The organism is Chromobacterium phragmitis (assembly GCF_003325475.1).
In the GTDB taxonomy this organism is placed as follows: domain Bacteria; phylum Pseudomonadota; class Gammaproteobacteria; order Burkholderiales; family Chromobacteriaceae; genus Chromobacterium; species Chromobacterium phragmitis.
Window position 1 is genome coordinate 3238245 of record NZ_CP029495.1, and the last position, 13940, is coordinate 3252184.

Consider the following 13940-nt stretch of genomic DNA (forward strand, 5'->3'; position numbering starts at 1 on the left):
CGCGGCGCGCGCCCATCCGGGCCGGGAGGCCGAGTTTGAAAGTCATGAAAGCCGCTAGCAAAAACCGGTAGGGCATCTGGGTTCGGAGGCGCCGACGCGGGCAGGACAAGCCGCACGGGAACAGGCACCATGCAGGCTCAGCGGTTTTGTCGGCGGCGCGAAACGGGGAGCCTGCCTTGAACGGACATTTCGATCTGTCTGTCTGGATGAAGAAGCCTTTCTTGCCCGCGCCGTTGGCGGCCTTGTCCTTGCTGCTGCTTGGCGCGGTGCTGAGCCTGGTGCTGGCGTGGGAGGTGGCATTTGACAATCGCCAGCGAGTGGATGCCGAGTTGCGGAGGGCGGGCAGGCAACTCGCGCAGAGTGTGGCGGCGAGGATCCAGCATTACCAGTTCGGCCTGAACGGCGCGCGCGGCGTCATCGTCAGCAATGGCGACGCTGGCATCAGCCGGGCGCGGTTTCGCGCGTATGGCTTGAGTCAGGACATCGCCACCGAGTTTCCCGGCTCGCTGGGCATAGGCTACATCAAGCGGGTTCGGGAGCGGGACGTCCCGGATTTCGAGCAGCGAGCCCGGCGAGATGGCGCGCCCGGCTTCACGGTTCATCAGTTGCGTCCGCACGCGGGGGAACGAGCGGTCATCCTGTACCTTGAGCCGGAAAGCGGCAATCGGCCAGCCATCGGTCTGGACATCGCTTCCGATGCCGCGCGCCGGCAGGCCGCGGAGGGCGCCATGCGTTCCGGGATGGCCAGGCTGACCGAGCCCATCGTACTGGTGCAGCATCCGGAAGAGCGGGCCCAGGCCTTTTTGTTGATGTTGCCGGTCTATCATGGCGGCTCGATGCCAGCCAGCGAGGCTGGGAGGGCGGAGGCTTGCTTTGGCTGGGTTTACGTTCCTGTCCGCTCGCGTGAAGCGTTCCGCGGGTTGCTGAATGATTTGCCCGGAGTCCATGTCGAGTTGACCGACGTTGGCGGGCCGGCGCCGGTTCCTTTTTTTCGGAGCGGGCCTGCCGTTAGCGGCAGGCCGGCGGCCAGCGTCGTGGCAAGCCAGAACCTGTTCGGCCGGGAATGGCGATTGCGGCTGGATGCTGGGCCGGGCTTTGTCGACAGCTTGCGGCTGCCCAGCGCCACGCTGGTGGCGCTGATCGGTTTGGGCGTCAGCGCGATGGCCAGTCTGCTGGTGTTGGTGATAGGCAGAAACCGGCAGCGGCGCCGAGAGCTGGCTGCGGCGCAGAGCCGGCTGGCCGCCATTGTCGAGGGATCGGTCGACGCCATCATCAGCAAGACGCTTAGCGGCGTGGTCACCAGCTGGAACTTCGGCGCGGAGAGGATTTTCGGCTATGAAGCCGACGAAGCCATAGGCAGGTCCTTGTCCGAACTGATCGTGCCTGAGGACAAGCGGCGGGAGGAAGCCGACATTCTGGAAAAGATCGCGAGAGGAGAGCGGATTTCCCATTTCGAGACCACGCGCCAGAGAAGGGATGGCGGCTTGTTCGCGGTGTCGGTGTCGATCTCTCCGGTATGGAGCGATGAGGGGCAGGTGGTCGGCGCCTCCAAGGTGGTGCGCGACATCAGCGAACAGCGTCGGGCGCAGGAAGAATTGAAGGCCTTGAACGACAGCCTGGAGCAACAGGTGGCCGGCCGCACCGCAGAGCTGGAAAAAGCGAGGCGCACGCTGCAGACGGTGCTGGACGCGGTGCCGTCGATGATCGGCTATTGGGACCGGCAGCAAGTCAACCGGGTCGCTAACCGAGCCTTCCACACATGGTTCGGCGTGGATCACGAGAAGCTGCCGGGGAAGCGTCTGCGAGAGTTGCTGGGCGAAGAGCTGTACCAGGCCAACCTGTCTCATGTCGAGGCGGTGTTCGGCGGCGAAGCGCAGACTTTCGTGCGTCAGATTCCCGGTCCGGACGGCGTGGTTCGCCATTCGTTGGTGCATTATTTGCCTGATGAGGTGGAAGGGGAAGTGGTCGGCTTCTACTCGATCGTGCATGACGTGTCGGAATTGGTGGAAAGCCGCGGTCAGCTGGATGCGGCGTTGAAGGAGAAGGAGCTGCTGCTGGCCACCATCAACCAGCAGTTGCTGTATTCGGTCACCGATGTCGACGGACGCATCCTGGAAGCCAACGATCTGTTTTGCCTGGCGCATGGCTATGGAAGGGATGAGCTGGTGGGCCTGGACCACCGTTGCCTGAATGCCGGCGTGCATCCGGTGTCGTTCTGGCAGTCGCTGTGGAACGCCATCGCTTCGGGCCGGGCCTGGCGCGGGGAGATTTGCAACCGGACCCGGGACGGCAGGCTGCGCTGGTTCGACACCGTGATCGTGCCGCATGTCGGCGACAGCGGCCGCATCGAGCGTTACGTCGCGCTGCGGATCGACATCACCGAGCGCCGGTTGGCGGACGCCGAACTGGCGCGGTTGCACCGATTGCTCACCAACGTGCTGCGCGCGGCTTCCGAGGTAGCCATCATTGCGACCGATGTCCATGGCGTCATCTCTCTGTTCAATAGCGGCGCCCAGCGGATGCTGGGGTACCAGGATGGCGAAATGGTAGGCCAGGCGACGCTGGCGCACTTCCATCTGCGCGACGAGCTGGAGACTAGGGGCGTCGAGCTCAGCGCCGAATACGAACGCCAGATAGAGGGTTTCCGCGCGCTGGTGCACGAGCCGGAAGCCAGCGGCGCCGAGACGCGGGACTGGACCTATGTCCGCAAGGATGGTTCGAAACTGCAGGTTTCCCTGACCGTGACGGCGATGCGGGACAGCGACGAGCTGGTCGTCGGCTATCTGGGCATCGCCACCGACATCACATCGCGCCTGAAGCAGCAGCGGGAATTGATGGCGACCCGGGATCAACTACAGATGGCGTCCGAGGTAGCCCGGCTGGGCGTATGGAGCTGGTCCCCCGCGGAGCGGCGGCTGAGCTGGAACCCGAGAATGTTCGAAATCTACGGCCAGCCGGGCGAGTTGGCGCAGCGGGGGCTGGAGTACCGCCACTGGCTGGAGCGGGTGCACCCCGACGACGCGGCGGGGGTGGAGGCGGAGCTGAGGGCGGTGACCGAGCACGGCGACCTGATGGATCAGGTGTTCCGCGTCGTGCATCCGGACGGCACGCTCCGTTACGTTCAGGCCAGCGCCCGACTGGAGTGCAGCGGCGAAAACGCGCGCGTCACCGGCATCAATCTGGACGTCACCGAGCAGCGGGCCTATGAGCAGAACCTGCTGGCCGCCAAGCAGCAGGCGGAGCAGGCCAGCGTGGTGAAGAGCCAATTCCTGGCCAATATGAGCCATGAGATCCGCACGCCGATGAACGCGGTGCTGGGGCTGCTGCAATTGCTGCTGCATACCCGGCTGGACGACCGCCAGCTCGATTACGTGGGCAAAACCCAGGCCGCGGCCAAGTCGCTGCTGGGCCTGCTCAACGATATTCTGGACTTCTCCAAGATGGAGGCAGGCAAGCTGCAACTGGAGCAGCACCCGTTCGATCTGGAAAGCCTGATGCGGGACCTGGCAGTGGTGCTGTCGGGCAATACCAGCGACAAGGATGTGGAAGTGCTGTTCCGCATGGACCCGACGCTGCCGTCCATGCTGCGTGGGGACCGGCTGCGGCTGCAGCAGATTTTGATCAACCTGGCCGGCAACGCGCTAAAGTTCACCACCCAGGGCCAGGTGGTGATCACGGTGAGCGAGCGCGGGCGCGAAGAGAGCGGCGTCTTGCTGCACTTCGAGGTCAGCGATACCGGGATAGGCATCGCGCCGGAACAGCTGGCGCGCATTTTCGAAGGCTTCACCCAGGCGGAAGCCTCCACCACCCGCCGCTTCGGCGGCACCGGGCTGGGGCTGGTGATCAGCAAGCGCCTGATCGAATTGATGGGCGGCCAGCTGCGGGTGGAGAGCCAGTTGGGCTGCGGCAGCCGCTTTTGGTTCGAGGTGCCGCTGGGCCTGGCCGGCGAAGGGGTGCTGGCGCAAACGCCGGCGGTGGTGCCTCGCCAGCTGGACATTCTGGTGGTGGACGACAATCCGCTGGCCGGCGAAATCCTGGTGGACACCATCGCCACGGTGGGGTGGCGCGCCGAATACGCCGATGGTGGCGATGAGGCGTTGGAAAAGGTGGGCGAGGCCAGCGCCGCCGGCCGGCGCTACGATGTGGTGCTGATGGACTGGCGCATGCCGGGGCTGGACGGCGTGGGCGTGGCCGAGATGCTCAGGCAGCAGCTGGCGCACGACAAGCCGCCGGTCATCATCATGGTCACCGCTTTCGGCCGCGAAGTGCTGGCCGAGGTGGCTGACGGACCAAACCCGCCGTTCAACGATTTCCTGACCAAGCCGATCACGCCGCAGCAATTGGTGGATGCCGTTACCCGTTCGGTGATAGGCGGCGGCCGCACGCGGCCGGCCCGGGCTCCCATCGCGTTAAAGCGCCTGCTAGGCCTGCGCGTGTTGCTGGTGGAGGATAACGCGCTCAACCGCCAGGTGGCGTCGGAATTGCTGCTGGACGAGGGCGCGCAGGTCAGCATGGCCGAAGGCGGCTTGTCCGGCGTCGACCAAGCGATAGCGGCGGACCCTCCGTTCGACATCGTGATCATGGATGTGCAGATGCCGGACATCGATGGACTGGAGGCGACGCGCCGCATCCGGGCGGATGAAAACTGCCGCGCGCTGCCCATTCTGGCGATGACGGCCAACGCTTCGCAGGCGGACCGCGCCGATTGCCTGGCGGCGGGAATGAGCGACCATGTCGGCAAGCCGATAGACATAGACGAACTGGTGCCCAAACTGCTGGAGCTGACCGGGCGCAAGCCGGCGCGTCAGGAGGGCGGGCAGCTCAAGCCGGCCCCGGAGGCGGACGACGACGATGCGCTGATCGAGCCTTTGTCGTCGCGACTGAGACGTTTCGGCGACAAGCGACGGGTTTATCGCACCGCCCTGTCCACATTCCGGCCGGAGTGCGAGGACTTGCTCGCCGCCATCGCTTTGCACCGACAGTTGGGCGCGGTGTCCGAGCAGGCTGCCGCGCTGCACACGCTGAAAGGCCTGGCCGCCACCATGGGGGCGCGGGCGTTGAGCAAGCTTGCCGCGCAGCTGGACAAGCGGGTGAGGGCGGGAGGAGAGGTGGCCGACGAGCAGGTCCGGCAATTGAGCGCGCTGTTGGACGAAAGCGTCGAGCAGTTGCAGGCCAATCTGCCGGATGAACTGGCGGAGCCTTCGCGTGGATTGTCGGTCCGCGACTGGCAGACGCAACTGTGGGATATTCTGGATTTGCTGGAGGACAGCAATCTGGCGGCGATCGATTTGGTGGACGAGCTGCTTGGCTGGGAGCTGGGCGAGCGGCAGGATTCGGTGCTGGAGGTGGCGTCCTGCGTGCAGCGGCTCCAGTTCGAACAGGCGATCTCCATCGTCAAGGGCTTGCTGACGGCGGCGTGAGAGCCGGTGGCGGCGCCGCCACCGGCATTCGTCTTAGGCCGCCGATCGGCGCAACAGGACCGGCACCGACTTCGAAGTCGGCGTGTTGGATATGTCGGCCACGCTGTCCAGCGGGATCAGCGGATTGGTTTCCGGGAAGTAGGCGCCCAGGCAGCCGGGCGGAATGTCGTACTCCACCAGCCGGAAGCCGTCGGCGCGCCGCTCCACGCCGTCATGCCAGACCGTGAAGATGTCCACCCGCTCGTCGGGCGCGAAGCCCAGCCGCGCCATGTCGTCTCGATGCATCAGCAGCACCCGCCGCTGGCCGTAGACGCCGCGGTAGCGGTCGTCCAGCGCGTAAATGGTGGTGTTGTACTGGTCGTGCGAGCGGGCCGTCATCAGCACCAGCAATTGGTCGCCGTGCAGCGCGCGGGCGCGGGCGATGGGCGTGTCCTTCTCCAGCGCGTTGACGATGAACTGCGCCTTGCCGCTTCGCGTCAGCCAGCGGCGCTCGCGCGAGGCCGGCGTCAGGTGGAAGCCGCCGGGTTTGGCGACGCGGGCGTTGAAGTCATGGAAGGCGTCGAACACTTTCGCGATTTCGTCGCGGATCCGCGCGTAATCGTCGACGAAGCTTAGCCAGTCCAGCTTGCCGCCGCCCAGCGTCGCATCGGCGATGCGGGCGACGATGTCGGTTTCCGAACGCAATTGGCCGGAGGCCGGCGGGTTGATGCCGTAAGACAGATGCACCATGCACATCGAGTCTTCCACCGTCACGCCCTGCGGGCCGGTTTGCTGGGCGTCGATCTCGGTGCGGCCCAGCGTCGGCAGGATGATCGCGTCCTTGCCGTGAACCAGATGGCTGCGATTGAGCTTGGTGGATATCTGCACCGTCAGCTCGCAGTTGCGCAGCGCCTCGAAAGTGCGCGGCGTGTCCGGCGTGGCCATCGCGAAATTGCCGCCCAGGCCGACGAACACCTTGACTCGGCCATCCAGCATCGCCCTGATGGTGTCCACCGCGTCCAGGCCGTGCTCCCGCGGCGGCTCGAAGCCGTAGACGTCGCGCAGCCGGTCCAGAAACGCCTGGCTGGGCTTGTCCTCGATGCCCATGGTGCGGTCGCCCTGCACGTTGGAATGGCCGCGCACCGGACACAGGCCGGCGCCGCGGCGGCCGATCTGGCCGCGCATCATCATCAGGTTGGACAACATCTGGATCGCCGCCACCGAGTCGCGGTGCTGGGTCAGGCCCATGCCCCAGGTCGCGATCGCCGCGCGGCTTCTCGCGTAGACACGGGACAGCGCGTCGATGTCATGGAACGGCACGCCGGAGGCCGCGACCAGGTCCGGCCAGCTTTCGGCGCGCAGATCGGCGGCGAAGGCATCGAAGCCGTGGCAGTGCTCGGCGAGGAAGTCGGCGTCCAGCACCCGCTCGCCGCCAGCTGCGACGGCTTCGTCGTCCAGCTCCAGCACCCGTTTTGCCAAGCCCTTGATCAGCGCGAAGTCGCCGCCCAGCGTCGGACGGATGAACAGCGAGCTGATCTCGGCGCCGCCGGTGACCAGGTCCAGCGGGTGCTGCGGGCTGGAGAAGCGGTCCAGGCCTTTTTCCTTCAGCGGATTGATCGACACGATGGTCGCGCCGCGCTTGGCGGCCGCGCGCAGCTCGTTCAGCATCCGCGGGTGGTTGGTGGCCGGGTTCTGGCCGAACACCATGATGGTGTCCGCATGCTCGAAGTCGTCCAGCACCACCGTCGCCTTGCCCATGCCCACGGTTTCCGGCAGCGCGCGGCTGGAGGATTCATGGCACAGATTGGAGCAGTCCGGGAAATTGTTGGTGCCGTACATGCGCACGAACAGCTGGAACAGGAAGGCGGTTTCATTGCTGGTGCGGCCGGAGGTGTAGAACGAGGCCTGGTCCGGGCGCGGCAGCGCCCGCAGATGATGGGCGATGCGCGCGAAAGCATCGTCCCAGGAGATCGGCAGGTAGCGGTCGCTGGCGGCGTCGTAGGCCAGCGGCTCGGTCAGCCGGCCGTGCTGCTCCAGTTCGTAATCGCTTTGCTCCAGCAACTGCGCGACGGTGCGTTCGGAGAAGAAATCGGCGCCGATGCGCTTGGAAGTGGCTTCGGCGGCCACCGCCTTGACGCCGTTCTCGCAGAACTCGAAGGTGGAGGTGTGCTCCCGGTCCGGCCAGGCGCAGCCGGGGCAGTCGAAGCCGTCCGGCTGGTTCTGGCGGAACAGCGTCTTGTAGCGGCTGCCGGGCACTTTTTCCTTCAGCAGCGTGACAGTGGTGCTTTTCAGCGAGTCCAGGCCGCCGGCGGGCTGGCGGTAAGGTTCGATGCGTTCCTTGCGGGAATGATCCATGAGGAGCTCCGGAGGCGATGTGCGGTAAAACTCGGACCGCCGGGCGGAATCGCGGGCGGAGCGGGCGGGAAACGTAAAGGATAAATCCGCCGGTCGGGGCGGCGTCAAGGTTTTATTGCGCCGGCATGGCCTTGCCGCGCGGCGAGGGGGATAATGCGGGTTTGGCGAGTTTCGCCTTGGCGCCGGCGACAGAGTCTCGCGGAGAGGCTGAGCCAAGGCGCGGCGACGCAGGATCCGGGGCTGGGGCGGCGGCGCTTACTCCGTCCGAGCGAACAGCTGTCGGCACAGGTCTTGTCCGGTTTCGGTGAGGCTGGCGTCGCCCAGTCCGGATTCGTCCAGCCGCAGGCAGGCCAGCTCCAGTTCGGCCAGCAGCGCCAGGCAGCGGCGCAGCGTGCTCATGCGCAGGCCGGATTGCTTGCACAGCCGGGGCAGCGACCACGCGCGGCCTCCCGCTTGATCGGCGCGCCATAGTTGAGCCAGCAGAGCGGCGACGGCGGGGTCGAGTTGTTCCAATGCGGGCGCGGCGTGGCGGGACATGGGTTTTTCCGAATGAATGGGCGACGCGTAGTGTAGCGCATGGCGGACCGACAGGCGGCGCCCCGAGAAGGTGACAGGCATGCAAGTGGAAGCGATCAGCGAAGAGGCCGGCGCGCGGCGGCTGGCGGTGAGGCGCCACCGGGACGGCGCGTCCGGCGACGCGGTGGACTGGGTAGCGGAGGAAACGCCGGTGGCGCTGGTGTTCAACGGCATCTCCCACGCGGTGATGATGGCGACGCCGCAGCATCTGGAGCAACTGGCGGTCGGTTTCGCGCTGAGCGAGGGCATCGTCGCGCGGCGCGAGGAGATTTTCGATGTCGAGGCCGGCTTCGTCTGCGGCGGCACTGAGGTGAGGCTGGAGATCGCCCAGTCCGCGTTTCTGGAGATGAAGAGGCGACGGCGCGCGCTGGCGGGCCGCACCGGCTGCGGCGTATGCGGCGTGGAAAGCCTGGCCATGCTGGACTTGGCCCCGGAGCCCATCCGGAAACCGGCCGAGCCGGCGACGCCCCGGGCGGCGGCGATCGCGCGCGCGGCGGCGGAGCTGCCCGGCCATCAGCGGCTGATGCAGGCCACCGGCTGCGCGCATGCGGCGGCCTGGTGCGGCCGCGACGGCGAGGTGAGGATGGCGTTCGAGGATGTGGGCCGGCATAACGCCCTGGACAAGCTGATAGGCTGGCTGTCGCTGGACGACATCTCGGTGGGCGACGGTTTCGTCTTCCTGTCCAGCCGCGCCAGCTATGAGCTGGTGCGCAAGGCGGCGCGGGTCAACATTCCCATGCTGGCCACCATTTCCGCGCCCACCGCGCTGGCGGTGGAGATCGCGCGCCGCGCCGGCGTGACGCTGGCTAGTTTTTGCCGACGGGATGGTTTTGTAGAATACACCGCGGACAATGCGCGGGCTTGATTGGATGGGCCTGTGGATTCCTGCCTCAACGGTAGAGGGGGGCATTCATGGACCCAGATAGCTTCGGGCGATCTTGGGAGCGCGCTGGCGACGAGGCTCCATCTTTGATGGATGATTCTAGCGCAGGGCGATTTTCTCCAAGGCTGAGTCTACTGTGCAACATTATTTTGGGACACCATCCATGCACTACAACGATGAAACAGTCGATACGTTTGATCGCGGTGCGGCGCGCTACGCTGAAAAATACGGCGACTTGCGGCTCTATGACGCTTATTTCGATGTGTTGTTGAGCGCCTTGCCCTGTGGACCGATCAAGTTTCTGGATCTCGCCAGCGGTCCCGGCGGCGTTGCCGCCTATGTGCGCAATCGTCGTCCTGATGCGATGATCGTTTGCGCGGACCGTTCTGCCGCGATGTTGTCCGAGGCGGCAAAGCGCGTATCCGGGGCTTTGATCGCTGAAGTGGATTGTCGGGATCTTGGCTCTATCGATGCGCGGTTTGATGGCGCAGCCTTCTTTTTTGGTCTTAGCTACCTCGATGATATGGATGCGGCTGTCGCCTTGCGGCAGGCACGTAAAAAACTCCTTGATGAGGGGGTGTTGCTGCTGGCATCCGTCACGGGGGACCCGGGTCTTTCTGGCGCGCAATCCAATCATGCAGGCGACCGTGTCTTCAATTTCTACAGAACGCCTGAGAGGGTAGTCGAAATGGTTTTGACTGCCGGTTTCGAGGTGCTGGAGTCTCATATCATTCCCAGTCCATCTAACGCCACTCATCCAAGCTCGGATCTGGTGCTTTTGGCGCGGCGGAGTCCGGGAATCGGGGCGGTTGACATGTGATGCGTCGGCCCCTTTACTGCCGATTCATCGTGCTTTCGCCCGGGCAGGGAATGACCATGTGGCGGCCGAAACGCCTAGATGCATCGCAAACGCAGCCCGGAGCCGCCATTCAGCAATTCAATAGCTAACGTAGATGTTCGTGGGATCTTGCCGAGTTGGATGAGATGTCAGGCTTGGCTCCGCCATTCCTCTTCCAGCCTGGCCAGGTCTTCCGGGGAGTTGAGATTGCTGAACGCGAGCGGCGCGTCGTCGAAGGCCACGGCCAGCGCGCCGTTGGCGGCCTGCCATTCGCGCACGCGGCGCCCGCCGCCTGCCAGATAGGCGCGCAAGGAGGGCAGCAGCGCGCGCGACAACGCCATGCAGACGGGCTGCGGCAGGCCGGCGCAATGCGCGACGCTGATCTGAGCCTCGCCCAGCCGCAGCGGCGCCATCAGCCGCGCGGCCAGGTTGTCCGGCAGCAAAGGCAGATCGCATGGCGCCGTAATCAGCCACTCGGTGTGGCAGGCGGCTAAACCGGCTTCCAGTCCCGCCAGCGGCCCGCCGCCGGCGTAGGCCGGATCGTCAGTCACCACTTCGCCCAGCGCGGCATATCGTTCCAGATTGCGGTTGGCGCTGATCAGCAGCGCGTCGGCCTGCGGCCGCAGCCGCGCCGCCGCCCGCTCGGCCAGCGCCACGCCGTTCAGTTCCAGCCAACCCTTGTCCACGCCGCCCATGCGCGAACTCTGGCCGCCGGCGAGCAGGAGGGCGGTGACGGCGGCGGAATGGGTTGGCATGGCGGCTCCTGTGGCGGCGGAAAACAAAACAGGCGGCCGGAGCCGCCTGTCGGATGATAGCGCAGGATGCGGGTTCAGTGCGGCTGGGCCGCTTCCGCCAGCGTCTTCTCCTCGCGGCGCGAGGCGATGAACATGTACATCGCCGGCACCACGAACAGCGTGAACAGCGTGCCGATGGACAGGCCGGTGAAGATCACCAGGCCCATCGCGTAGCGGCCGGCCGCGCCGGCGCCGGAGGCGATCACCAGCGGAATCACGCCGAACACCATGGCCGCGGTGGTCATCAGGATGGGGCGCAGCCGGATGGAGGCCGCCTGCTCGATCGCTTCCCGCTTGGACAGGCCGGTCTTGCGCAGCTCGTTGGCCACTTCCACGATCAGAATGCCGTGTTTGCTGATCAGGCCCATCAGCGTCACCAGGCCCACCTCGGTGTAGATGTTGAGCGAGGAGAAGCCGAGGAAGATGAAAATCATCGCGCCGAACAGCGCCAGCGGCACCGACACCAGGATCACTACTGGGTCGCGGAAGCTCTCGAACAGCGCCGACAGCGCCAGGAACACGATGATCACCGCGAACAGCATGGTCACCAGGAAGCCGCCGGACTCCTGCATGAACTGGCGCGATTGGCCGGCGTAGTCCACCGAGTAGCCGCTGGGCGCCACCTCCTGCACGATGTCGCGCAGCGTTTGCAGCACCTCGCCCTGGGACGCGCCGGCCACGCCGGAGATGGTCACCGAATTGAGTTGCTGGAAGCGGGTGATGGACTGCGGCACCACGTCGTATTTCAGCGTGGCGACGGTGCCCAGCGGGATCATGCCGTTGGCCGGCGTCTTGATGTAGTAATCCAGCAGTTGGGACGGATTGAGGCGGTCCACTTGCAGCACCTGCGGAATCACCTTGTAGGAGCGGCCGTCGATGGAGAAGTAGTTGACGTAGCCGCCGCCCAGCGCCGCGGTCATCGCGTTGCCCACGTCTTGCTGGGTCAGGCCCAGCGCGGTGATCTTGTCGCGGTCCACCACCAGCGAGGCTTGCGGCTTGTCGATCTTCAGGTCTGCGTCCAGGAAGTAGAACTTGCCGGAGGCGCGCGCCTTGTCCAGCACTTGCTGCGCCACCTGGTTCAGGTTTTCGAACGGCTCTGTGGTGTTGACCACGAACTGCACCGGCAGGCCGGAGGCGCCCGGCAGCGGGGGGAACTGGAAGGCCGCCACCCGCGCGCCGGCGATCTTGTTCCAGCGCGCCTGCAGGTCCATCTGGATCTGGTGCGCGCTGCGCGAGCGCTGGTCCCAGGGCTTGAACAGCACGCCGCCTATGCCGGCGTTGATGGTGGGCACACCGGTGATCTGGAACATCTGCGTGTATTCCGGCGTGTCCTTGGCCACCTGGAACACCTGGTTGGCGTAGGTCTGCATCTGCTCGGAGGTGGCCGTGGGCGCGCCCACCACCTGGGACAGCACGATGCCCTGGTCCTCTTCCGGCGCCAGCTCGGATTTGGACATCTTGAACATCACGGCCAGCAGCGCGATCAGGATGGCGCCCATCACGATCAGCACCGGCCAGGTGTGCAGCAGGCTGTGCAGCAGACGCTGGTAGCCGTGGCGCACGCGCTCGAAAGTCCGGTCGATGGCGTGGACGAAGGGGCTGTTGTCCATGTCGGCGTTGAAGAAGCGCGAACACATCATCGGCGACAAGGTCAGCGCCACCACGCCGGACACTGTCACCGCCGCCGCCAGCGTGAAGGCGAATTCGGTGAACAGCGCGCCGGTGAGGCCGCCCTGGAAGCCGATCGGCACGTACACCGCCACCAGCACCACCGTCATCGCCAGGATGGGGCCGCCCAGCTCGCGCGCGGCGATGATGGAGGCCTCGAACGGCGACTTGCCCTCGCGCATGTGCCGGTCGACGTTTTCCACCACGATGATGGCGTCGTCCACCACCAGGCCGATGGCCAGCACCAGCGCCAGCAGGGTCAGCAGGTTGATCGAGTAACCCAGCATCAGCATGATGAAGAAGGTGCCGACCAGCGACAGCGGCATCGCGATCACCGGCACCACCACCGCGCGGAAGCTGCCCAGGAACAGGAAGATCACCACGGTCACGATCACCAGCGCTTCCAGCAGGGTTTTCACCACCTCGTGGATGGAGGTGTTGATGAACTCGGTGGAGTCGTAGACGATCTGGCCGGTCAGCCCGGTGGGCAACTGCTGCTGGACGGCGGGGAAGGCCTTGCGCACCCGCGCCGCCACGTCGAGGATGTTGGCTTCCGGCGCCACCTTGATGCCGATGAACACCGAGCGCACGCCGCTGAAGGCGACGTTGAAGTCGTAGTTTTCCGAGCCCAGCGTCACCGTGGCCACGTCTTCCAGCCGCACGATGGAGTCGCCGCTGCGCTTGACCGCCAGCTGTTTGAATTCTGCCACCGTGTGCAGGTCGGTGCCGGCGGTCAGCGGGATAGTCACCATCTGGCCCTTGCTGGAGCCCAGCGCGGTCAGCGTGTTGTTGCTGGCCAGCGCGGCGCTGACGTCGGCGGCGGTGACGCCGTAGGCCGCCATCTTGGCCGAATCCAGCCAGGCGCGCAGCGCGAACTGGCGCGCGCCCAGGATTTCGGCGGTCTGCACGCCGGGCACCGAGTCCAGCTTGGGCTTGACCACCCGCACCAGGTAGTCGGTGACGTTGTTGGTGGGCAGCGTGTCGCTGTAGAAGCCCATGTACATCGCGTCGGTGGTCTGGCCGGTCTGCACCGTCAGCACCGGCTGCTGCGCTTGCGGCGGCAGCTGGTTCTTCACCGAGTTGACCTGGGTGGTGATCTCGGTCAGCGCGCGGTTGGCGTCGTAGTTCAGCCGCAGCGTGGCGGTGATGGTGGACACGCCGCTGGAACTGGTGGACGACAGGTAGTCGATGCCCTGGGCTTGGGCGATGGCGGACTCCAGCGGCTGGGTGATGAAGCCCGCTACCGTTTTGGCGTCCGCGCCGTAGTAAGCGGTGGAGATGGTCACCACCGCGTTCTGCGTCTGCGGATACTGGTTGATCGGCAGGCCGAACAGCGAGCGCAGGCCCAGCACCACGATCAGCAGGCTGACCGTGGTGGCCAGCACCGGCCGCTTGATGAAGATGTCGGTGAAATTCATGGCTCGGCC

At 65.8% G+C, this 13940-nt stretch carries 7 protein-coding genes; 3 read left to right on the forward strand and 4 right to left on the reverse strand.

The window, feature by feature from the left end:
- Positions 1-176: 176 nt before the first annotated feature.
- Positions 177-5420, forward strand: a complete 5244-nt coding sequence (locus DK842_RS15370; RefSeq protein WP_145964051.1) for a PAS domain S-box protein — start codon at positions 177-179, stop codon at positions 5418-5420.
- A gap of 33 nt (positions 5421-5453) precedes the next feature.
- Here the strand turns inward: DK842_RS15370 and DK842_RS15375 are convergent, their stop codons facing one another.
- Together DK842_RS15375 and DK842_RS15380 are read right to left on the reverse strand one after the other, a co-directional pair.
- On the reverse strand, positions 5454-7754 hold the full coding sequence (locus DK842_RS15375; RefSeq protein WP_114062225.1) for an FdhF/YdeP family oxidoreductase: 2301 nt from the start codon (positions 7752-7754) through the stop codon (positions 5454-5456).
- 255 nt (positions 7755-8009) lie between these two features.
- Positions 8010-8291, reverse strand: a complete 282-nt coding sequence (locus tag DK842_RS15380) for an ArsR family transcriptional regulator (protein ID WP_114062226.1) — start codon at positions 8289-8291, stop codon at positions 8010-8012.
- Positions 8292-8370: 79 nt separating this feature from the next.
- On the opposite strand from DK842_RS15380, the gene fdhD reads away from it, so the two are divergent.
- Positions 8371-9195, forward strand: a complete 825-nt coding sequence (fdhD, locus tag DK842_RS15385) for a formate dehydrogenase accessory sulfurtransferase FdhD (protein ID WP_114062227.1) — start codon at positions 8371-8373, stop codon at positions 9193-9195.
- 181 nt (positions 9196-9376) lie between these two features.
- Positions 9377-10033: a methyltransferase domain-containing protein gene (locus tag DK842_RS15390; RefSeq protein WP_114062228.1), complete on the forward strand. Its 657-nt coding sequence runs from the start codon at positions 9377-9379 to the stop codon at positions 10031-10033.
- Positions 10034-10200: 167 nt separating this feature from the next.
- Here the strand turns inward: DK842_RS15390 and mobA are convergent, their stop codons facing one another.
- Both mobA and DK842_RS15400 read right to left on the reverse strand, forming a co-directional pair.
- Positions 10201-10806 carry a molybdenum cofactor guanylyltransferase MobA gene (mobA, locus tag DK842_RS15395; RefSeq protein ID WP_114062229.1) on the reverse strand — a complete coding sequence of 202 codons (606 nt, stop codon included), beginning with the start codon at positions 10804-10806 and terminating at the stop codon, positions 10201-10203.
- Between the two features lie 74 nt (positions 10807-10880).
- A complete protein-coding gene (locus DK842_RS15400) occupies positions 10881-13931 on the reverse strand; it encodes an efflux RND transporter permease subunit (RefSeq protein WP_114062230.1) in 3051 nt (1016 codons plus the stop codon).
- Between the last annotated feature and the right edge of the window lie 9 nt (positions 13932-13940).

What these genes read in the sequence shown, in the direction of transcription:
- mobA (WP_114062229.1), bottom strand. Translation starts at nt 10,806, where the DNA reads ATGCCAACCCATTCCGCCGCCGTCACCGCCCTCCTGCTCGCCGGCGGC.
- fdhD (WP_114062227.1), top strand. Translation starts at nt 8,371, where the DNA reads ATGCAAGTGGAAGCGATCAGCGAAGAGGCCGGCGCGCGGCGGCTGGCG.
- DK842_RS15400 (WP_114062230.1), bottom strand. Translation starts at nt 13,931, where the DNA reads ATGAATTTCACCGACATCTTCATCAAGCGGCCGGTGCTGGCCACCACG.
- DK842_RS15375 (WP_114062225.1), bottom strand. Translation starts at nt 7,754, where the DNA reads ATGGATCATTCCCGCAAGGAACGCATCGAACCTTACCGCCAGCCCGCC.
- DK842_RS15380 (WP_114062226.1), bottom strand. Translation starts at nt 8,291, where the DNA reads ATGTCCCGCCACGCCGCGCCCGCATTGGAACAACTCGACCCCGCCGTC.
- DK842_RS15390 (WP_114062228.1), top strand. Translation starts at nt 9,377, where the DNA reads ATGCACTACAACGATGAAACAGTCGATACGTTTGATCGCGGTGCGGCG.